Source organism: Enterobacter ludwigii (assembly GCA_023023105.1).
GTDB classification, from domain to species: domain Bacteria; phylum Pseudomonadota; class Gammaproteobacteria; order Enterobacterales; family Enterobacteriaceae; genus Enterobacter; species Enterobacter adelaidei.
Map to the genome: position 1 here is coordinate 63,182 of CP083824.1, position 20,089 is coordinate 83,270.

At 52.8% G+C, this 20,089-nt stretch carries 18 protein-coding genes, 1 tRNA gene and 1 pseudogene; 10 read left to right on the plus strand and 10 right to left on the minus strand.

The window, feature by feature from the left end; all coding sequences use genetic code 11:
* Nucleotides 1–29: 29 nt before the first annotated feature.
* The 3 genes and pseudogenes from LCD46_00265 to LCD46_00275 form a co-directional block, all read right to left on the minus strand.
* Nucleotides 30–1,010, minus strand: a complete 981-nt coding sequence (locus tag LCD46_00265) for an IS5 family transposase (protein UOY70823.1) — start codon at nucleotides 1,008–1,010, stop codon at nucleotides 30–32.
* Between the two features lie 392 nt (nucleotides 1,011–1,402).
* A pseudogene (locus LCD46_00270) lies at nucleotides 1,403–1,622 on the minus strand (AAA family ATPase).
* Between the two features lie 31 nt (nucleotides 1,623–1,653).
* Nucleotides 1,654–1,977, minus strand: a complete 324-nt coding sequence (locus LCD46_00275; GenBank protein ID UOY70824.1) for a hypothetical protein — start codon at nucleotides 1,975–1,977, stop codon at nucleotides 1,654–1,656.
* A 6-nt stretch (nucleotides 1,978–1,983) separates the two neighbouring features.
* Here LCD46_00275 and LCD46_00280 point away from each other — a divergent pair, with 6 nt between their 5' ends.
* The 3 genes from LCD46_00280 to LCD46_00290 all read left to right on the plus strand — a co-directional run bounded on the left by LCD46_00280 (nucleotide 1,984) and on the right by LCD46_00290 (nucleotide 4,317).
* A complete protein-coding gene (locus tag LCD46_00280; GenBank protein ID UOY70825.1) occupies nucleotides 1,984–2,952 on the plus strand; it encodes a VENN motif pre-toxin domain-containing protein in 969 nt (322 codons plus the stop codon).
* 8 nt (nucleotides 2,953–2,960) lie between these two features.
* The gene (locus LCD46_00285; GenBank protein ID UOY70826.1) at nucleotides 2,961–3,587 is read left to right on the plus strand and encodes an SMI1/KNR4 family protein; all 627 of its coding nucleotides are present in this window, start codon (nucleotides 2,961–2,963) and stop codon (nucleotides 3,585–3,587) included.
* Nucleotides 3,588–4,086: 499 nt separating this feature from the next.
* Nucleotides 4,087–4,317, plus strand: coding sequence for a hypothetical protein (locus LCD46_00290; protein UOY70827.1), 231 nt, complete (start codon nucleotides 4,087–4,089; stop codon nucleotides 4,315–4,317).
* Nucleotides 4,318–4,357: 40 nt separating this feature from the next.
* On the opposite strand, the gene LCD46_00295 is transcribed toward LCD46_00290, so the two are convergent.
* The 4 genes from LCD46_00295 to LCD46_00310 all read right to left on the minus strand — a co-directional run bounded on the left by LCD46_00295 (nucleotide 4,358) and on the right by LCD46_00310 (nucleotide 7,888).
* Nucleotides 4,358–5,446 (minus strand): AAA family ATPase, encoded by a 1,089-nt coding sequence (locus LCD46_00295; GenBank protein UOY70828.1) that lies wholly within the window; start codon nucleotides 5,444–5,446, stop codon nucleotides 4,358–4,360.
* Between the two features lie 145 nt (nucleotides 5,447–5,591).
* On the minus strand, nucleotides 5,592–6,551 hold the full coding sequence (locus LCD46_00300) for a DUF523 and DUF1722 domain-containing protein (GenBank protein UOY70829.1): 960 nt from the start codon (nucleotides 6,549–6,551) through the stop codon (nucleotides 5,592–5,594).
* A gap of 101 nt (nucleotides 6,552–6,652) precedes the next feature.
* Complete coding sequence (uraH, locus tag LCD46_00305; GenBank protein UOY70830.1) at nucleotides 6,653–7,063, minus strand: hydroxyisourate hydrolase; 411 nt, start codon at nucleotides 7,061–7,063, stop codon at nucleotides 6,653–6,655.
* 99 nt (nucleotides 7,064–7,162) lie between these two features.
* A complete protein-coding gene (locus LCD46_00310; protein UOY70831.1) occupies nucleotides 7,163–7,888 on the minus strand; it encodes a MerR family transcriptional regulator in 726 nt (241 codons plus the stop codon).
* Between the two features lie 117 nt (nucleotides 7,889–8,005).
* On the opposite strand from LCD46_00310, the gene LCD46_00315 reads away from it, so the two are divergent.
* From LCD46_00315 to LCD46_00335, 5 genes are all read left to right on the plus strand, one after another.
* Nucleotides 8,006–8,530 (plus strand): lipocalin family protein, encoded by a 525-nt coding sequence (locus tag LCD46_00315; GenBank protein UOY70832.1) that lies wholly within the window; start codon nucleotides 8,006–8,008, stop codon nucleotides 8,528–8,530.
* A 77-nt stretch (nucleotides 8,531–8,607) separates the two neighbouring features.
* Nucleotides 8,608–9,606, plus strand: a complete 999-nt coding sequence (locus LCD46_00320; protein ID UOY70833.1) for a class I SAM-dependent methyltransferase — start codon at nucleotides 8,608–8,610, stop codon at nucleotides 9,604–9,606.
* A 209-nt stretch (nucleotides 9,607–9,815) separates the two neighbouring features.
* Nucleotides 9,816–10,796 carry an IS5 family transposase gene (locus LCD46_00325; protein UOY70834.1) on the plus strand — a complete coding sequence of 327 codons (981 nt, stop codon included), beginning with the start codon at nucleotides 9,816–9,818 and terminating at the stop codon, nucleotides 10,794–10,796.
* Nucleotides 10,797–10,909: 113 nt separating this feature from the next.
* Nucleotides 10,910–11,812 carry an AAA family ATPase gene (locus LCD46_00330; protein ID UOY70835.1) on the plus strand — a complete coding sequence of 301 codons (903 nt, stop codon included), beginning with the start codon at nucleotides 10,910–10,912 and terminating at the stop codon, nucleotides 11,810–11,812.
* Between the two features lie 9 nt (nucleotides 11,813–11,821).
* Nucleotides 11,822–12,643 (plus strand): hypothetical protein, encoded by an 822-nt coding sequence (locus LCD46_00335; protein ID UOY70836.1) that lies wholly within the window; start codon nucleotides 11,822–11,824, stop codon nucleotides 12,641–12,643.
* A 12-nt stretch (nucleotides 12,644–12,655) separates the two neighbouring features.
* Here LCD46_00335 and LCD46_00340 read toward each other — a convergent pair.
* A tRNA-Sec gene (locus tag LCD46_00340) sits at nucleotides 12,656–12,750 on the minus strand.
* Nucleotides 12,751–13,040: 290 nt separating this feature from the next.
* Here LCD46_00340 and LCD46_00345 point away from each other — a divergent pair.
* Nucleotides 13,041–14,432 carry a glycoside-pentoside-hexuronide family transporter gene (locus LCD46_00345; GenBank protein ID UOY70837.1) on the plus strand — a complete coding sequence of 464 codons (1,392 nt, stop codon included), beginning with the start codon at nucleotides 13,041–13,043 and terminating at the stop codon, nucleotides 14,430–14,432.
* A gap of 12 nt (nucleotides 14,433–14,444) precedes the next feature.
* The gene (yicI, locus tag LCD46_00350) at nucleotides 14,445–16,763 is read left to right on the plus strand and encodes an alpha-xylosidase (GenBank protein ID UOY70838.1); all 2,319 of its coding nucleotides are present in this window, start codon (nucleotides 14,445–14,447) and stop codon (nucleotides 16,761–16,763) included.
* 90 nt (nucleotides 16,764–16,853) lie between these two features.
* Here yicI and LCD46_00355 read toward each other — a convergent pair whose 3' ends face one another.
* Together LCD46_00355 and xanP are read right to left on the minus strand one after the other, a co-directional pair.
* Entirely contained in the window at nucleotides 16,854–18,542 is a 1,689-nt protein-coding gene (locus LCD46_00355; GenBank protein ID UOY70839.1) for an AsmA family protein, read from the minus strand.
* 119 nt (nucleotides 18,543–18,661) lie between these two features.
* Nucleotides 18,662–20,053 carry a xanthine/proton symporter XanP gene (gene xanP / locus LCD46_00360; GenBank protein UOY70840.1) on the minus strand — a complete coding sequence of 464 codons (1,392 nt, stop codon included), beginning with the start codon at nucleotides 20,051–20,053 and terminating at the stop codon, nucleotides 18,662–18,664.
* Between the last annotated feature and the right edge of the window lie 36 nt (nucleotides 20,054–20,089).

Here is a 20,089-nt window from a genome sequence, read left to right on the forward strand (position 1 = left end):
TCCACCATTTCTGGCGTTATTTCAGGTTTTTACTGAGATCTCTCCCTCTGACGTATCATTTGGTCCACTCGAAACAGGTTGGCCAGGGTGAATAACATCGCCAGTTGGTTATCGTTTTTCAGCAGCCCCTTGTATCTGGCTTTCACGAAGCCGAACTGCCGCTTGATGATGCGAAACGGGTGCTCCACCCTGGCACGGATGCTGGCTTTCATGTATTCGATGTTGATGGCCGTTTTGTTCTTGCGCGGATGCTGCTTCAAGGTTTTTACCCTGCCGGGACGCTCGGCGATCAGCCAGTCCACATCCACCTCGGCCAGCTCCTCGCGCTGTGGCGCTCCTTGGTAGCCGGCATCGGCTGAGACAAATTGCTCCTCTCCATGAAGCAGATTACCCAGCTGATTGAGGTCATGCTCGTTGGCCGCGGTGGTGACTAGGCTGTGGGTCAGGCCACTCTTGGCATCGACACCAATGTGGGCCTTCATGCCAAAGTGCCACTGATTGCCTTTCTTGGTCTGATGCATCTCCGGATCGCGTTGCTGCTCTTTGTTCTTGGTAGAGCTGGGTGCCTCAATGATGGTGGCATCCACCAAAGTGCCTTGGGTCATCATGACGCCTGCTTCGGCCAGCCAGCGATTGATGGTCTTGAACAATTGACGGGCCAGTTGATGCTGCTCGAGCAGGTGGCGGAAATTCATGATGGTGGTGCGATCCGGCAGGGCGCTATCCAGGGATAATCGGGCAAACAGGCGCATGGAGGCGATTTCGTACAGAGCATCTTCCATCGCGCCATCGCTCAGGTTGTACCAATGCTGCATGCAGTGAATGCGTAGCATGGTTTCCAGCGGATAAGGTCGCCGGCCATTACCAGCCTTGGGGTAAAACGGCTCGATGACTTCCACCATGTTTTGCCATGGCAGAATCTGCTCCATGCGGGACAAGAAAATCTCTTTTCTGGTCTGACGGCGCTTACTGCTGAATTCACTGTCGGCGAAGGTAAGTTGATGACTCATGATGAACCCTGTTCCATGGCTCCAGATGACAAACATGATCTCATATCAGGGACTTGTTCGCACCTTCCCTAAATCCATCATGGGCTTTAAGAGCACAGGAAGAAATAAACGAAATTTTAGCTAGAAATCCTTATAGCGACATTGGGTGACGATAGTCATCTGGCTGGTGTTAAAGCAGATCGCTTCCAGCCAGTTGCTTTTCAGCGTGCTCTGTAAAGCAGTTATCAACCGGACAGGAAATGTTTTGTCATTACCGTCATGCCAACGGTATGACAAAACCACCCGGTCAGAGCGATGCCCCGCCCCCCGCGTTAAAATAAAAACCCCCGGTGCGGGCCGAGGGTGGTGTTCATTACTCGGCGAACTCACCGTGCTCGATGGCACCCAGGTTAGCGGCTTGCCTCAGCGATTAAGCTCGTCAGCGCGGGCAGCATCTGCGGGTGCAGGCTGTTTTTCGGTTCGTTCAACGCGATAAATGCCGGTGGACGTGGGCTTAAGAGCGCCACCGCCAGGTACAGAAAGCGCAGGGTGCCGTCGAAGAACTCCGCCGGTGTTGTCTCTGTAAAACGCGCAGCCGGGGAAGGCGTGGTCAAGGATACGTATCAGCTTTAGCGGCAGCGGCCATGCTGAAGGGACGACGCAGTCAGCGGTAGCCGATGGTGCTATCATTGTTCGCGACCAGGCTAACCAGAAGCAGGACGTCAGCACGCTCAGCCGTGACACTGACCATGCCAACGGCAGCATCGGCCCGATCTTTAACAAAGAGAAAGAGCAGAAACGCCTGCAAACCGCGCAGATGATTGGCGATATCGGCAATCAGGTTGCGGATATTGCGCGCACCAACGGCAAGATTGCGGCCACGGAAGCGGCCAACGAGAAGATGAAAACCGCTGGCGGCGATGCGCGTAACGCCGCCATCAGTCAGCTGAAAAAAGACGGTAAAGAGATTACCGAGCAGGCGATTCATGACCAGATGTACCAGACCTTCTATAACGAAGCGTTTAACCAGTCTGGTATGGGTTCGGGGCAGAGCACCCAGCGGGCCATCACGGCAGCAACGGCAGCGGTTCAGGCGCTGGCAGGTGGAGACATTAAAGCCGCGATTGCGGGCGCTTCCGCGCCGTATATTGCCAATGCCATCGCGAATGCCATTCCGGATACGGACCTTAAGGGACGTGTGCTGGCCCATGCGGTCGTCAACGCCGCGCTTGCAGCGGCTTCCGGCAGAGATGCGGCGTCCGCTGCAGCGGGTGCGGCGGTGGGTGAGCTTGTCGGTAAAATTGCGGTAGACAAGCTGGCCGGTAAGATTGCGGTTGATGGTTTTGGCAAACCGGTCAGCGAACTGAGCGAGGAAGATAAACAGACGGTATCAGCGCTGGCGACACTGGCCTCTGGTCTGGCTGGCGGGCTTGTCGGAGACAGCAGCGCGAACGCGGTAGCAGCGGCTCAGGCGGGCAAGACGACGGTTGAGAATAACACGCTGAGTCCTGGCCATGATGAAGAGAAAATTGAGAAAGAACACGGCAATTTCCCATTAAAAGTTTATCCAATTAATCCTCTGAAAATGGGGGTGGTAGATGATGATGGTATCGTCCAGGGGGCCGGAGGTAAGGTAATAATTATTAATGAATCGAAGTACCCCGAATCTGCTAAGCATATTGAAGATGCTCAGGCTGCAGGGCAGCCAGCTATTTTAACTATTGATCGTGGCGGTGCAGCTCAGAGACGGCGGGAGTCATTAAAGGATACACCCCCAGTGAAAGGTATGGATAGAGATGAATATCCGCCGGCAATGTTTAAAGAAGGTGGCACCGGCGCTTCGGTTAGGCCCATCACACCTTCTGATAATCGTGGTGCTGGTGCTTGTATTGGTGCACAATGCCGAAATTTACCAGATGGTACATCTGTAACTATAAAGACAGATGGGGATATTAAGAAATGAGTACTTTTATGAAAAAATTACTATCTATTAGTGGTGATGAATTATCATCAAATCAATCGGTTAAGGATTGCTCTGTATTGTTCAACTCACCAATCGCAGCTCAATTAGATGAGTTGTTGAGGGAAAAAAATGGGTTTTATGGTTTTGAGTCAGCATTACACGTTTTCCCTTATGAAACGACAGATAAAGAGATAGGGTTGCTGGACTGGAATGAAAAGGAGTTATGGATTTCCGCTTATGAAGATATGGCTTTAGATGCATTGTATTTTGCAGAGGATATCTTTGGTGGACAATTTTGTTTAAAAGATGATGGTGTTTATTATTTCGATCCAGAAACGGCAAATGTAGATAAATTAGCTAATACCATAAATGAGTGGATTAAGTTAATTCTATCAGATTATAGGGTTATAACTGGTTATCCTTTGGCACATTCATGGCAATTGATTAATGGTCCCATTCCTCCAGGATGTCGTTTAGTACCAAAAATCCCATTTATAGCAGGCGGATTATATGAACTTAGCAATCTATACATGTGTACCTCACATGAATCATTGAAAATAAGAGCAAATATTGCATTGCAGGTTCGAGATATTCCTGATGGTAGCAATATCCAGATAATTATTAGCGATGAATAAATATCTGTTACACAAAGGAATTTTGTAACCCAGCGAGTGAAAAGATAAAGTTGTGTAGGCAGCAGAAGCCACTCAATCAAATTTTTCCGGAAATTTCGCTAAGCTTGTTAGATGGATATCAAGTCCAACTGTACGAAATTATTTGCTAAGTGCAATTTTTAATGAGCTATAATTAATAATATTAATATAAAAGGTGCTTTTGCAAAAACCGTTAGGTTGTTGTAAAGTGTGGTCTACTTATTTTATTGATGTTTGATTTTTCCTCTCGAGTTTTGATTGTAGTTAAATTAATTATCAGTCATGTGGTTTTTATGGTTGGAGATTAAACGGATGCCAGTACAAATGTTATTGCTTCAATCGTGGCAATCGTGGCAATCGTCAGGTAGTCGAGATAGACAATATTCAATGTAAGCGCTGAGAAGAGGTCTATACGTATCTCGACGTACGGCAAATGGTGAGTACTAAATATTACGAAAGGAATGGTGGACGATTATTCAAAATGATGATTAATCCGCGACTAAAACTTTTCTTATTACTGGTATTACTCTGGATGTCAGGTCTCTTTATCACTATGGCTGCAGGCCGTCTGCTAATTGCAGATGCCTCGTATCTCTTCCTTAATGATTTTGATTTCAAGTGGAGCGACTTGATTACTGCGCTCAAAATCTCTGTAGGCGCAGGGTTCATCATTGGAGGGGGGCAGTCCCTGCAGGTGAAAGAGAAAAAATGAAAATTTCATTTTACTGGACTTCAAAGGAAGAGAATGCGGCTTACCCCAGCCTCTCCACCCTAGTCTCCCCCTCCACCATCGACAGCTGATACAGCGAAAACGATCGCTGCTTCTCAATTAACGTCGCCAGCTCCGGCGAGTGGCTGGTGAGCCAGATCTGCGAGTAGCGGCTGGCTTCGGCGATTAAGCTCGCCAGGGCTGGCAGCATCTGCGGGTGCAGGCTGTTTTCCGGTTCGTTCAACGCGATAAACGCTGGCGGTCGCGGGCTTAATAGCGCCACCGCCAGGCACAGGAAACGCAGGGTGCCGTCGGAAAACTCCGCCGGTTCCAGCGGCCTGCTCAGACCTTCCCGCTGCATCATCATGCGGAAACGTCCGCCGGTGTTGTCGCTGTAAAATACGCAGCCAGGAAATGCCTGGTCGAGAATGCGCATCAGCAGCAATTCGTCGCCAATCTCGACAATGGTCTGAAACGCTGCGGCCAGATTTGAGCCATCGCTGGCGAGCACCGGGGAGCGGAAACCGACCTGCGGAGCCCGCATCGCCGAGCCGGATGAGACGGAAAACTCATGATAAAAGCGCCAGTTACGCAGGGACTCGCGCATCTGCGAAACCTCCGGGTAAAGATGCGGTTCGCCGAGCTGTCCGAATACCGATTCGTTCTCGTACAGCGTGCCGCTGTGGGTCACTTTCTCGTGATGCACGTTGTTCAGAAACACTGCCTGGTTCTTACGCTTCATCAGCTGTGACGAAGGACGACGGTGCTGGCCGCTCAGCCAGATGGACTCTTCTTTGATCACCGGATCGAGCTGAAACTGCGAGGGATAGGGCAGCTTCTCCACAAACCCGACCTGCAGCTCGTATTCGTAGGTCTCTGTTTCCACCGCCAGATTCATCCGCCGCAGCTGGTCGCTGCGGGTTTTGCCTGCCCAGAATACTTTCAAAATTCCACCTTCATTCGCCAGCGCCTGGGAAAACTGCCCCTGCGCGGCGCTGTGCATCAGGTGTATCGCCTTGTAGATATTCGATTTTCCGGTGCCGTTCGGCCCGAAGACGATATTGAGCTGCTCCAGCTCCAGCGACATGTCGCGGATGGATCGGTAGTTTTGAATGTGCAGGGTGTTGATCACAGGCAGGCCCCTTTCGCAGAATAAGCCTGTATATAATCACAGCCTTTGAGATGAAATGCAAAAAAGAGACGACAGTGAGGATGTCGTCTAAACGGGGTACTGCTTTGGGCCTCTAAGGGTCAATGGGGCCTTCGCATTTTTATGATCACTTGACTGCCAGACGCAGACCCAAATCATCAGGATAGGGATCAAAGTAGTTTTGCGTCATCAGATACCGGTCGGGGTATTCGGCCAGGTAATGCTTCAGCAGCGTTATCGGGGCGAGAATAGGCAACTGTCCGTTGCGATAGTGCAGGATTACGTCGCGCAGCTCGCCTCGCTGGCGGGTGTTCAGCTGGTTACGAAAATACCCCTGAATATGCATCAGCACGTTGGTGTGATTCTTACGCGAAGCGGGTTTTTTCAGGATGGTCATCAGCTTTTCCCGGTACGCCACGAAGAAGGCGTCCAGGTCTTCCCACTCGTGCAGCGAGGCAACGAACGGGCCGATTTCACGGTAACCCGCCTGATGGTGCGCCAGCAGCTGGAGTTTGTAACGGCTGTGGAAGTCCAGCAGCGCGCGGCGCGTGAGGCCATTTCTACGCAGCGTGTTCAGTTCGTGCAGGGCAAAAACACGTTCGACAAAGTTTTCCCGCAGAACCGGGTCGTGCAGCCGTCCATCCTCTTCCACGGGCAGCCACGGCCAGGTTTCAAGGAGCGCGGCGGTGAACAGCCCGACGCCCTCCTTGCGGCCCCGGTTGCCGTTTTCGTCATACAGCCGCACGCGTTCCATGCCGCAGCTTGGGGATTTTGCACAGACAATGAACCCCGCCAGATCGCCGATTTTCGACAGATAATCTGTCGTAAAGTCAGCCATTTTCTGCGTGAGATTGTCATGAGGTGGCTTGCTGAAGCGCAGCTGCGTTTCACAGCTTTCTGTCAGCGTTAAACGAATGGCAGGGCGTGGCGTAGGCAGCCCAATCGCCATTTCAGGGCAGACCGGCTTGAAGCTTACCCACTGGGCCAGTTCGTCCATGACAAAACCCATACGTTTATGCCCGCCGTCAAAGCGAACGGCGGAACCGGTCAAACATCCGCTAATACCCAGCACAGGTTTTTTTGTCATGGTGTGGTCCTCCCATTCTCCCTTTAAAACTTACACAACATGCGTAATTTGTCCAAGTATTAGCGTAAGTATTTTTTATATTCCTTTAAAATCAATGAATATTAACTTCCCTTGTAGGTCGAGTAACCGTACTGGCTCAGCAGGAGTGGGATGTGCAGTTTTTCGTTGGTGCGGGTCACGGTAAACAGCACCGGGATCTCCGGGAAGAAGGAGTCCAGCTTTTTGCCGTGGAAGTAATCTGCGGTTTTGAAGGTCACTTTATACACGCCAGGCTGCATATCCTGATCCTGCGGATAAAGCGATTTGATACGTCCGTCGTGGTCGGTTTTACCGCTGGCAACCTGGGTCCATTTGTCCTGCTGCTGTTTTTCCAGCGTGACGGTAACGTCGGATGGCGGCATCCCGGTTTGCTGGTCAAGAACGTGTACACTCAGCGTGCCGACAGGGGCACTAAATACAGCCGGAGCAAAGGCCAGGGTGGTCAGCATCAGCAAAGGGGCGGTTTTTTTCATGGTGTTTTCCTGTTGGGTTATTCGTCACAGGAAAACGTTAGCATCTGCGGTGCGAAAAAATATTCAACTTTTCGTGAAGATTCCCACAGGAGAAAATCGTCAGAGGATAATCACTTCAAGCGATACCTGCTGCTGCCACTGCTCCACCTGCTTTTTCCGTGCAGCGGTGAGTTTACCGCTGGTGACCAGAAGCCATTTACGATCCGGGAATATTTCCGGTGCCAGCGCGGCAGGAGGCGAGGGCAGAATGTCGATCCGGTGACCTTGCCCGGTGCGCGTTAAGGCTTCGAGCCAGATCTCGCACGGGTCATTCAGATGCCAGCCACTGAGCAGAATATTATCGCCAGGCGCTTTTTTATCTCCCTCGAGACAAAACGAGGTGTAGGCGATGATGATGCCATCGAGGATTTCACGCAGGGTCATGGCAGCAGCGACGTTAGCGGAGACCTGACTACGCAAGGGGCGCAGTACGTTCGCGACCAGCTCTGGCCGAGGGTATTCGCGTCCGGCATCGTAAATCATCTGGCGCAGGGACTCGACTTTACCGTCCTGCAGGCGTTGCAGCATGTTCTGTTGCAGGGTTTGCCAGTTATTGGTCCGACCCGGTGTCGGGCGTTCCAGCAGGGGTTTGACCTGGCCAATCGGGACCCCTTTTTTTACCCAGTCGAGGATTTTTAGCGCCTGCTGGACGTCTTCATCGCTGTACTGGCGGTGACCGCCATCCGTGCGCTGCGGCTTGAGTAAACCATAGCGACGCTGCCACGCCCGCAGCGTGGTGGCGGTGATGCCGCTGAGTCTGGCGAATTCGCCGATGGAGTAAGCCATGCCCGTGTCCAGAGTGGAGGAATATTCTCAATATACTACGAATTTTCCCGGACGGGATGAAGCGTCGAAACGGTGCACTACAATTAACGTCCAACCATGCAAATGAAAGGAGTTCTCATGAAGGTATGGCCTGTTGTGACCGGTGTCGCCATCGCTCTGACACTGGTCGCCTGTAAATCTCCTACGCCGCCGAAAGGCGTACAGCCCATTTCAGGCTTTGATGCCAGCCGCTATCTCGGCAAATGGTACGAAATCGCTCGCCTGGAAAACCGCTTTGAACGCGGGCTGGAGCAGGTGACTGCCACCTACGGCAAACGCAGTGACGACGGCATTAGCGTGCTAAACCGGGGTTATGACCCGGTGAAGAAGACGTGGAATGAGAGCGAAGGCAAAGCGTATTTTACCGGTGAACCGACCACGGCGGCGCTGAAGGTGTCGTTCTTCGGCCCGTTCTACGGCGGCTATAACGTGATCAAGCTGGACGATAAGTACCAGTACGCGCTGGTGAGCGGCCCGAACCGCGATTACCTGTGGATTTTGTCGCGTACCCCGACAATCCCGGATGCCGTGAAACAGGATTACCTGAATACCGCGCGCGGTTTGGGTTTTCGTGTTGATCAACTGGTGTGGGTGAAGCAGTGAAGATCGTGCTTTCTTCGTAGGGTATTACTGGTCTGCCTGGATAGACTTTCGTTATTAGCGTAACGGGAGACAACGAGATGAACTGGCAGCCTTTTCGCGGCGACGCGCCGGAAAATATGACGATTTTCAGTGCGTCATTTCCCGATGTCAGCGACCAGTGGCCGATGAAAGACGATGCTGCCCGTGAGATCGCTGCGCTTGACCGGGCGCTGAAAGCCGAGCCAGCGCTCCGGCCCCCGCTGATTGAATACGAAGAAGGCGGGCAGGCCGTGCTTGTCCCTCAGAACCGTTATTCCGAACAGGCTTTTCGTAACCGGCCGGCGCTTACCGCGTGGCGAACGCGACTGGTGCCCTCCGCGCTGGCGTTGTTTGTGGTGCAAAACCCGCTGGAAGACCGTCTGCCTGACGGTACAAAAATGGACAGCGACAGCCGCCAGTGGTTTATCCACGCTAACGATGCGGTTGGCGTGCGCTCCCGTGCCAAAGTACTGGCCGCGCTGGTGGAAAAGTACATTCATAACGAAAGTGAGAACAACTGGGTCAGCCTGGCGAGTGGGGCCGCTATTCCGGTGCTTGAGGCGCTGCGCGAGGCAAAGCTCGACGGTCAGCAGGTTTTTCTCACGCTGGTGGACAAAGACCCCGTGGCGCTCAGCTGGGCCGAAACCATGGCGGCGCAGGAAGGCATTGTGGTGGGCGAACAGCTTACGCTGCTCAGGCGCAATCTGCTCCATACGCTGATACGTAACGAGGACCTGCTGCTGGAGCTGGGCGAGCAGCAGGCCGAGCTTGTCGATGCACTGGGGATTTTCGAATACTTCAACGATACCGATGCGGTGATTTTCCTCCAGCGCGCGCTGCGGCTGGTAAAGCCTGGCGGAGCGGTGATTGTGTCGAACATGTTGATCAGCAGCCCGCAAATTGACTTTGTGCTGCGGGGTATCGGCTGGGAGGATATTCACCCGAGGTCGTTACAGCAGCTGCAGGATATTCACCTCGCGGCGGGCGTGCCGGTGGAAAACGTCACCGTGGTGGTACCGAAGGACGGGGTGTATGCGGTGATGGAGATTAGGAGTTAACACGGTCGGTGGAGTGGACAAACCGCACAATCGGTTCCCTCTCCCTTTGGGAGAGGGCTAGGGTGAGGGTGGACAGTCCGCTACAATATTCACTGTTCCTCAGTTGTTCGGTTTACCCGAACAACTGCCATGAAGGATTAGGGAAGGTGCGAACAAGTCCCTGATATGAGATCATGTTTGTCATCTGGAGCCATGGAACAGGGTTCATCATGAGTCATCAACTTACCTTCGCCGACAGTGAATTCAGCAGTAAGCGCCGTCAGACCAGAAAAGAGATTTTCTTGTCCCGCATGGAGCAGATTCTGCCATGGCAAAACATGGTGGAAGTCATCGAGCCGTTTTACCCCAAGGCTGGTAATGGCCGGCGACCTTATCCGCTGGAAACCATGCTACGCATTCACTGCATGCAGCATTGGTACAACCTGAGCGATGGCGCGATGGAAGATGCTCTGTACGAAATCGCCTCCATGCGCCTGTTTGCCCGATTATCCCTGGATAGCGCCCTGCCGGATCGCACCACCATCATGAATTTCCGCCACCTGCTCGAGCAGCATCAACTGGCCCGTCAATTGTTCAAGACCATCAATCGCTGGCTGGCCGAAGCAGGCGTCATGATGACCCAAGGCACTTTGGTGGATGCCACCATCATTGAGGCACCCAGCTCTACCAAGAACAAAGAGCAGCAACGCGATCCGGAGATGCATCAGACCAAGAAAGGCAATCAGTGGCACTTTGGCATGAAGGCCCACATTGGTGTCGATGCCAAGAGTGGCCTGACCCACAGCCTAGTCACCACCGCGGCCAACGAGCATGACCTCAATCAGCTGGGTAATCTGCTTCATGGAGAGGAGCAATTTGTCTCAGCCGATGCCGGCTACCAAGGAGCGCCACAGCGCGAGGAGCTGGCCGAGGTGGATGTGGACTGGCTGATCGCCGAGCGTCCCGGCAGGGTAAAAACCTTGAAGCAGCATCCGCGCAAGAACAAAACGGCCATCAACATCGAATACATGAAAGCCAGCATCCGTGCCAGGGTGGAGCACCCGTTTCGCATCATCAAGCGGCAGTTCGGCTTCGTGAAAGCCAGATACAAGGGGCTGCTGAAAAACGATAACCAACTGGCGATGTTATTCACCCTGGCCAACCTGTTTCGAGTGGACCAAATGATACGTCAGAGGGAGAGATCTCAGTAAAAACCTGAAATAACGCCAGAAATGGTGGAAAAAATAGCCTAAATAGGCTGATTCGATGTGTTTGCGGGAAAAAAATCGGCCCAGATCCGCGAAATTTTAATCAGCGAGTCAGCTTGGGAAGAAATGACCTGCTTATTCGCACCTTCCCTAGACATGAACCGTACGAATTAGACTGCAATAATCTTGGTTGTGATATTTCTACTTTAGAAAGCAAAGACAGTCTTTGGGGGCATTTCCCATTTGCATTCGAAATTTCTCATGTTGGTGAAAATATTCAAAGCTTATTTCTTGACATGGCCTTTGATTCAGTTATTGGATACAAAGATGCCCAGTTAGGCCTTGCAAGAATTCAGAGTATATTAACTAAAATCACAGGTAAGGATTTCGGTAAAATAACAGTATCAAGCTCTCCTTATAGGGTAATGGTGTTTGAGAGTGTTGGTAGATTAGAATCTTTATCACAAGGTGAAATGGATATCCTAGTAACAATTTCCTCTATTGTTAAAAGACAGATATTTATTTATGGAAAATATACTGAAGATGACAAAAAACTATTGGGACTTGATGATTTCTTTAAGGTCCCTGGTTTTGTGTTGATTGATGAAGTTGATCTTCATTTACATCCAAGAGCTCAGGAAAAATATATTAAAGTGTTAATAGAGATATTTCCAAATATCACTTTTATTCTAACTACACATAGTCCATTTGTTATAAGGGGACTTCCAGATAACTCTGTTGTTGTTAGTCTTCCATCTGGTGAAGTTTATAAAGAAAATTTCAAGGCAATGGATATTGATAGTATAACTAACATCATTTTTGGTTATGCCGGCAGTTTCTCTGAGGATGTAAGATCAAAACTAAATACATTTAAAATTCTTTTGATTGATGAAAATAAAAATATCGAAGAGTTGAAGAATATATATAATGCCTTGGTAACTTCAGAATCTGCAAAAGAAGAAATGGACTTATTATTAGCATCTTATTCTAATATAGATGTTATAAGAGAAATAAAATAAGAGGCTAGCATGAGAAAGGTCAATAGAGATTCTGTCATTTTTCCTGCAAGGTTACAGAATTTAACTGCTGAGAATCTCGCTCATCTAAATAATTACGAACAGATATCAAATTCAATTTATGCACATAATGATGTTAAGCAAAGTTTGGGTGATTTATATTTTGATAAATGCTATATATGTGAATGTGATGTTAGTGATGAGAAATATGATGTTGAACATTATAAGCCTAAAAAACTATTTCCACATTTAGCTTACGAATGGAGTAATTTACACAAAGTCTGTGATAAATGTAATTTGGCTAAGGAAAAAAAAGAGTTTTTTATTTATAATAATGGAGCTGTTGTTGATATCAATCTTTTAGATCCCTCTAGCAATGAATATGACATAAATGAATATATCCGTTATAATGTTATAGGTCTCGCTGAAATAGTTAATATTGGTAATAATCTAGTTGTAATAGGAAAGGCTAGAAAAACAATAGAATATCTCAATGGTGAGGTGTCTTCAGAATATTGTAAGCGCCTCCCATTTAGAAGAAGTACAAGGCAGAATAATTTTTTGAGATTTTGTATGGAAGAATTATCTGATCACAAAAATCGAATTAGAGAGATAAAGCTCAATTTAAGTAATTATACAGCTCCATTAGAACCAGAAAAATTGGAAAGTGACCAACATATTTGTGACAAATTGATAAATGCAGAGGAAATTTACTTATCGGATAAATCAATATTTTCTAGTAGCACAAAGACTAATTTATATCCCACCCTTAATATTACTTATGCTGAGCTTGTTCAGATAATTAACAAAATGCGATTTGAGTTAGGCTTATAACAAATTTAATTTTGGCGGAAGATCACAGGAGTCGAACCTGCCCGGGAACGCTGGCGTCCCCAACTGGATTTGAAGTCCAGCCACCTCACCGGAGATGACGATCTTCCGCGCCTCGATTGCTACATGGAGGCGGGGCGCATTATAGCTACTTTCAGGCATTTACCACATACCCCACACCACTTTTTTCACCTCTCTTTTGACCTGTACACCCCTGTTTCAGGTAATTCCTAAGAAAATCCTCATGTTAGCCCTCCGCTCTCCCGGACATTTACCGCGATCACAAAAAACAAGAAACGTAATCTGCTAACCAGAAATCGCAATACCCGCCTTTGAAACAATGGTTTAAAACCAATGCAACCGGTCTCAGCGCCCCCTACAGCGTGAAGGATAAAAAAAGATGAGCGAAGTATTGTCAGTAAAAGAGAAGATTGGCTACGGCATGGGAGACGCCGCCAGCCACATCATTTTTGATAACGTCATGTTGTACATGATGTTTTTCTACACCGATATTTTCGGCATTCCCGCCGGGTTTGTCGGCACCATGTTCCTGCTGGCGCGCGCGCTGGATGCGATCTCCGACCCGTGCATGGGCCTGATTGCCGACCGCACCCGCAGCCGCTGGGGCAAGTTCCGTCCGTGGATTTTGTTTGGTGCCATCCCGTTCGGCATCGTCTGCGTGCTGGCCTACACCACGCCGGACCTCAGCCTCAACGGTAAAATGGTTTACGCCGCCGTTACTTACACCCTGCTGACCCTGCTCTATACCGTCGTCAACATCCCCTACTGCGCGCTGGGCGGCGTGATCACCAACGACCCGACGCAGCGTATCTCCCTCCAGTCCTGGCGCTTTGTGCTGGCGACGGCGGGCGGCATGCTCTCCACGGTGCTGATGATGCCGCTGGTAAACCTGATTGGCGGCGACGATAAAGCCTTTGGATTCCAGGGCGGTATCGCCGTGCTGTCGGTGGTCGCGTTCCTGATGCTGGCGTTTTGCTTCTTCACCACCAAAGAGCGCATTCAGGTGCCGCCGAGCACCACCTCCATGCGGGAAGACCTGCGCGACATCTGGCAAAACGACCAGTGGCGAATCGTCGGCGTGCTCACTATCCTCAACATCCTCGCCGTCTGCGTGCGCGGCGGGGCGATGATGTACTACTGCACCTGGATCATGGGTTCGCCTGAGGTGTTCGTCGCGTTCCTCACCACCTACTGCGTCGGCAACCTGATTGGCTCCGCGCTTGCCAAACCGCTCACCGACTGGAAGTGCAAGGTAAGCATCTTCTGGTGGACCAACGCCGCGCTGGCGGTGGTCAGCGTGGCGATGTTCTTCGTGCCGATGCATGCCACCGTGCTGATGTTCGCCTTTATCTTTGTCATCGGCGTGCTGCACCAGCTGGTGACGCCGATTCAGTGGGTGATGATGTCCGATACCGTCGACTACGGTGAATGGACCAACGGCAAACGCCTCACCGGCATCAGCTTTGCCGGCACGCTGTTCGTGCTGAAGCTAGGCCTTGCGCTGGGCGGGGCGATGATTGGCTGGATGCTGGCAGGCGGCGGCTACGACGCGGCAGCCAAAACCCAGAACAGCGCGACCATCAGCATCATTATCGGCCTGTTTACCCTGGCACCGGCGATCTGCTACGTGCTGAGCGCCATTATCGCCAAACGCTATTACACGCTGAAAACCCCTTTCCTGACCAAAATCCTGGGCGAACTGGCGCAGGGCGCGCGCCGCAACCAGCAGGCGTTTGAGAACCTGCCGGTCAGCAAAGAATTGCAGAACTAAGAGGACGATAAGATGAAAATCAGTGATGGAAACTGGCTTATTCAACCGGGGCTGAACGTGACGTATCCGGTTCAGGTATTCGACGTGGAGCAGCAGGGCAACGACCTGGTGGTCTACGTGGCGCCGCGCGACGTGCGCGAACGTACCTGGCAACTCGATACCCTGATGTTTACGGTTCGCCTGTTCGCGCCGCAGGAAGGGATTGTCGGGGTGCGCATTGAGCACTTCCAGGGCGCGCTGGATAACGGCCCGCACTATCCGCTGAACATGCTGAAAGACGTGAAGGTAGAGATTGAAAACAATGCGGAATTTGCCGAGCTGAAAAGCGGCAGCGTTAGCATACGCGTCACCAAAGGTGAGTTCTGGACGCTGGATTTCCTGCGCAACGGCCAGCGTATTACCGGCAGCCAGCTGAAAAACAACGGCTACGTGCAGGACAGCAATACCGACCGCAGCTACGTTTTTGAGCGTCTGGATCTGGGCGTGGGGGAAACGGTCTACGGCCTGGGCGAGCGCTTTACCGCGCTGGTGCGCAACGGGCAAACGGTCGAAACCTGGAACCGCGACGGCGGCACCAGCACCGAGCAGTCCTACAAAAATATCCCGTTCTACCTGACCAACCGCGGCTACGGCGTGCTGGTGAATCACCCGGAAAACGTCTCGTTTGAAGTCGGCTCCGAGAAGGTCTCCAAAGTGCAGTTCAGCGTGGAAGGAGAATATCTCGAGTACTTCGTGATCGACGGCCCGACGCCGAAAGAGGTGCTGAACCGCTATACGCAGTTCACCGGGCGTCCGGCGCTGCCGCCAGCCTGGTCGTTCGGCCTGTGGCTGACCACTTCGTTCACTACTAACTACGACGAAGCCACGGTCAACAGCTTTATCGACGGTATGGTCGAGCGCGACCTGCCGCTACACGTCTTCCACTTCGACTGCTTCTGGATGAAGGCCTTCCAGTGGTGCGATTTCGAGTGGGACCCGGTGACCTTCCCGGATCCTGAAGGGATGATCCGTCGCCTGAAAGAGAAAGGGTTGAAGGTTTGCGTGTGGATCAACCCGTACATCGGCCAGAAATCCCCAATCTTCCAGGAACTGAAAGAGAAGGGTTACCTGCTCAAGCGCCCGGATGGCTCCCTGTGGCAGTGGGACAAATGGCAGCCGGGTCTGGCGATCTATGACTTCACCAACCCGGAAGCCTGCAAATGGTACGCCGACAAGCTGAAAGGCCTGGGGGATATTGGCGTGGATTGTTTCAAGACTGACTTCGGCGAGCGTATCCCGACCGACGTGCAGTGGTTCGACGGTTCCGATCCGCAGAAGATGCACAACCACTACGCCTACATCTATAACGAACTGGTGTGGAACGTACTGAAAGAAACCGTCGGCGAAGACGAGGCTGTACTGTTCGCCCGTTCAGCGTCCGTGGGTGCGCAGAAGTTCCCGGTGCACTGGGGTGGTGACTGTTACGCCAACTATGAATCAATGGCAGAAAGCCTGCGCGGTGGGCTGTCGATCGGCCTGTCTGGCTTTGGCTTCTGGAGCCACGATATCGGCGGGTTCGAAAATACGGCTCCGGCGCACGTCTACAAGCGCTGGTGCGCGTTTGGGCTGTTCTCCAGCCACAGTCGCCTGCACGGCAGCAAATCCTACCGCGTGCCGTGGGCGTACGATGACGAGTCCTGCGACGGGGTGCGCCATTTCACTCAGTTGAAATGCCAGATGATGCCGTATTTGTATCGTCAGGCTGCGCTGGCGCGCGAGTTCGGTACCCCGATGCTGCGGGCGATGATGCTCGAGTTCCCGGACGATCCGGCGTGCGATTATCTTGACCGTCAGTACATGCTGGGGGATTCCATGATGGTTGCGCCGGTGTTCTCCGAAGTGGGTGACGTGCAGTTTTATCTGCCGGAAGGACGCTGGACGCATCTGTGGCATAACGATGAAATCCAGGGCAGCCGCTGGCATAAACAGCAGCACGATTTTATGAGCCTGCCAGTTTATGTGCGCGATAACACACTGCTGGCGCTGGGCAATAATAACCAGAAGCCGGATTACGCGTGGCATGAGGGCACAGCCTTCCAGCTGTTTAACCTGGATGACGGCGCAACGGCGATGAGCGAAGTGCCTGCGACGGACGGCTCCGTGACGTTTACGCTGAAGGCGTCACGTCGGGGCGAAATCGTGACCCTTACCGGCGCGGGAGACGCGCAAAACTGGTCGGTGTGCTTGCGCAACGTGCAGAAGGTGAGCGGTGTGAAGGGCGGTTCACACGCGGGCAGCGAGTGGGGTGTGGTGGTGAAAGCAGAGGGGGATGAGGTGGTGGTTCATCTTTGATATATCAGGAATTGTGCGGTCTGATGCCCTCACCCTGGCCCTCTCCCACAGGGAGAGGGAACAAAACCTCGCAGCCGCCACCCGGCTTGGTTATTGCACCGGTGTTGAAACCACACCGCCCGTCATTGTCTGCTCGACCTGCTGCTTATCCATATTCACTGCATTCAGTTTCCCGTTAACGGTTGGCTTCAGCGGGGCTTTGTCCTGCACGCTGCCGCTGGCGGTGAGCTGAATATTGCCGTCACCCGCAATCGGCAGCGCTGGCCAACCCCAGTGCTCGATCACGTTCAGCGGCACACCGCGCCCGTTCAGGCTAACAGTGGTTTGCCGTTGGGGCAGTTGTGAAACAGTCGCCGTGGCTTCCAGAATGCCTTTCTCAGTAAACGCGCTCAGGTCAGTAATATTCACCGTGGCAGCGTTAGCATTCAGTGCCAGTGACGGACGACGCACATCCACGCGGTTAAAGGTTGCCGCCGCGCCATTCAGGGTTGCGCTGCCGCCCCAGACGCCCCACTGGCGATCTTTCACCAGCTGCAGGTTTGCGCCATAGCCATCCAGAGAGGTGATCTGCCACGGGAAGGCAGGATCGATGTCGATCACCAGGTTGCGGCTCAGACCGAATTTTTGCAGCGTCACGCTGTTCAGCCATTCCGGCAGAGGCTCCATCCACAGCGTTTTCCAGTTCTGCGGCAGGGTATACTCCAGCCCGGCGATGGCGACATCGTCCAGCATCAGCGCTTTGCCGTCGCGCTGCCAGTTGCCAGAGGTGCGCACCATGCCGCCTTCCCAGCGGGAGGTTAGCTGGCGCAACGCCACGCCCTGCGGAGAGAATTCCGCATTCAGGATTGGGTCAAACAGATGCAGCGAACCGTAGATGAATTCGCTGGCGTTCATGGATAAACGCCCTTCCTGGCTCTGCCAGTCGCCTTTACTCAGCGTCAGGTTGCGCAGGCTTAAATCAAGATCAGTAACTGCCCAGTCCGGGCCCTGCAGGCGGGCGTCGGTCACTTCCAGGCGGCCAATCTGCAGAGAGGGGATGGTGGTCAGCGGTGCGAAGAAATCCATCAGCGTTTTATCGCTCTGCAGACGGATCTCGTTCAGACGCAGGGTGTCGATGATCCAGCTTCCGTCGGCGTTACGCAGGGCGGAGCCGGTGAGTGAACCGCGGGCCATATCGGCACCGATGGTGTTCAACACCACTTCCTTGCCGTTCAACTGACCCTCGATCAACACGTTGGTGGCCGGCACGCCGTTCAGGGTGAGCGATCCTGCGCTCATCTGGATCTGCGCATTTTTACCCAGCACGTTGCCTGCTTCTGGTTGCCATGGGCTGACGCCCCCCGTGACTTTCTGGGCACTTAAATCCCACTCCGTATTGGGGCTGTTAAAGGCCATGTTGTTCAGTTGCAGACGGTCTGCCTGGAAGGGCAGCGGCGCAGTCTGAGGAGAAAGGTTCAGCGTGCCATCGAACAGGGAGATGGTGTCCATATGCAGCGGATCGGTAACCTGTCGGCTACTGAGGCCAATATCGACTTTTTTGGCAACCAGCGTGGCGGGTTTGCCATCCCGGCCAAAGGTGACGTTTTCCAGAATGATGTGGGAAGGCGACGAAAAGCGGTGATTCATCTTGTCGAAACTGAGCTCGTAGTCGGTATTTACCGTCACCCAGTTGCTGACCTGACTCGCACCCCAGCGGGTCTGGAGCAGGATATAGAGCGCCAGAACCACAATCAGCACGGCTACCAGAAGATAGACGAGTAGCTTTCCAATAAATTTCATGGTCTTCCATCCCGCAAAACGCACATAAAGGAGTTATGCACGATTTATGCGCAATCCTCAAGGCGGGAATGGTGTAATAAGATGTCACGGCAGGCATTGACTGCCTGCCGTGAGAGAGATCAATTTTTCTCAGGCGGGAATACGAGGTTCAGAACGATAGCGGTGATACCGCCCGCGGCAATGCCGGAAGAGAGCAGGTTTTTCACCCAGTCCGGGGCAAACTGCAGGATCAGCGGCTGCTGAGACACACCCAGACCCACGGCCAGCGACAGCGCGATAATCATAATCGCACGGCGGTTCAGCGGTTCGCGGGAAACGATACGTACGCCGGAAGCGGCAATTGTGCCAAACATCACCAGCGTTGCGCCGCCCAGTACCGGCTCAGGAATGTGCTGCACAAAGCCGCTTACCGCCGGGAACAGACCGAGGACAATCAGCATCAGCGCCACCACAAAACCGACGTAGCGGCTGGCAACGCCAGTCAACTGGATCACGCCGTTGTTCTGGCCGAAGCAGGAGTTCGGGAAGGTATTGAATACCGCAGAGACAAACGAGTTCAGGCCGTTCGCCAGCACGCCGCCTTTCAGGCGCTTCATGTACAGCGGGCCGGAAACCGGCTGCTCGGAGACGTCTGACGTGGCAGTGATATCGCCGATGGTCTCCAGAGAGGTGATCATAAAGACCAGCATCAGCGGCAGGAGCAGGCCCCAGTCAATGCCCAGGCCGTAGTAGAGTGGTGTTGGAACGGTGATCAGCGCGCTGTTGGTCGGCGCGGTGTTCTCTGGCAGCATGCCCAGCGCCCACGCCAGCAGATAACCCGCCGCCATGGCAATCACCAGCGAGGCGACGCGCAGATACGGGTTGCGCTGACGGTTAAGCAGAATAATGATCGCCAGCACGACACCCGCCAGCAGCAGGTTTTTCGGCGCGCCGAAGGTGTGGTCGCTCATTGCGGCATAGCCGCCGCCGATGGAGGTGAGGCCCACCTGGATCAGCGACAGGCCGATAATCATCACGACGACGCCAGACACCAGCGGGGTGATGACGCGGCGAGCCAGATGCAGAACGCGGGAGATGACCATTTCAGTGCAGCTTGCCAGCATCAGCGTGCCGAACAGCGCTGCCATCATCGTCGGCACATCCGCACCGCCGGTTTTCAGCGCTGTACCACCCATGATCAGTGGCGCCACGAAGTTAAAACTGGTGCCCTGAATCGACAATAAACCCGACCCCACCGGACCCCACGCTTTAATTTGAATAATCGAGGCCACGCCAGAGGCAAAGAGAGACATGCTGATGATGTGCTGAGTGTCCTGAGCCGGTAAACCGAGCGCCTGGCAGATCAGCAGCGCCGGGGTGATCACCGCAACAAACATCGCCAGAAGATGCTGGCAGGCGGCGAAAAGCGTTTGCGGCAGCGGCGGGCGGTCTTCAAGGCGGTAAATCAGTTCGCTATTTTGCTTCTGCGCAATCGGTTGCGCATCAGGCGACTCTATGGTGTTAACGGACATCGGCGGCAATCCCACGGTGGAAAAGCGGGCATTTTA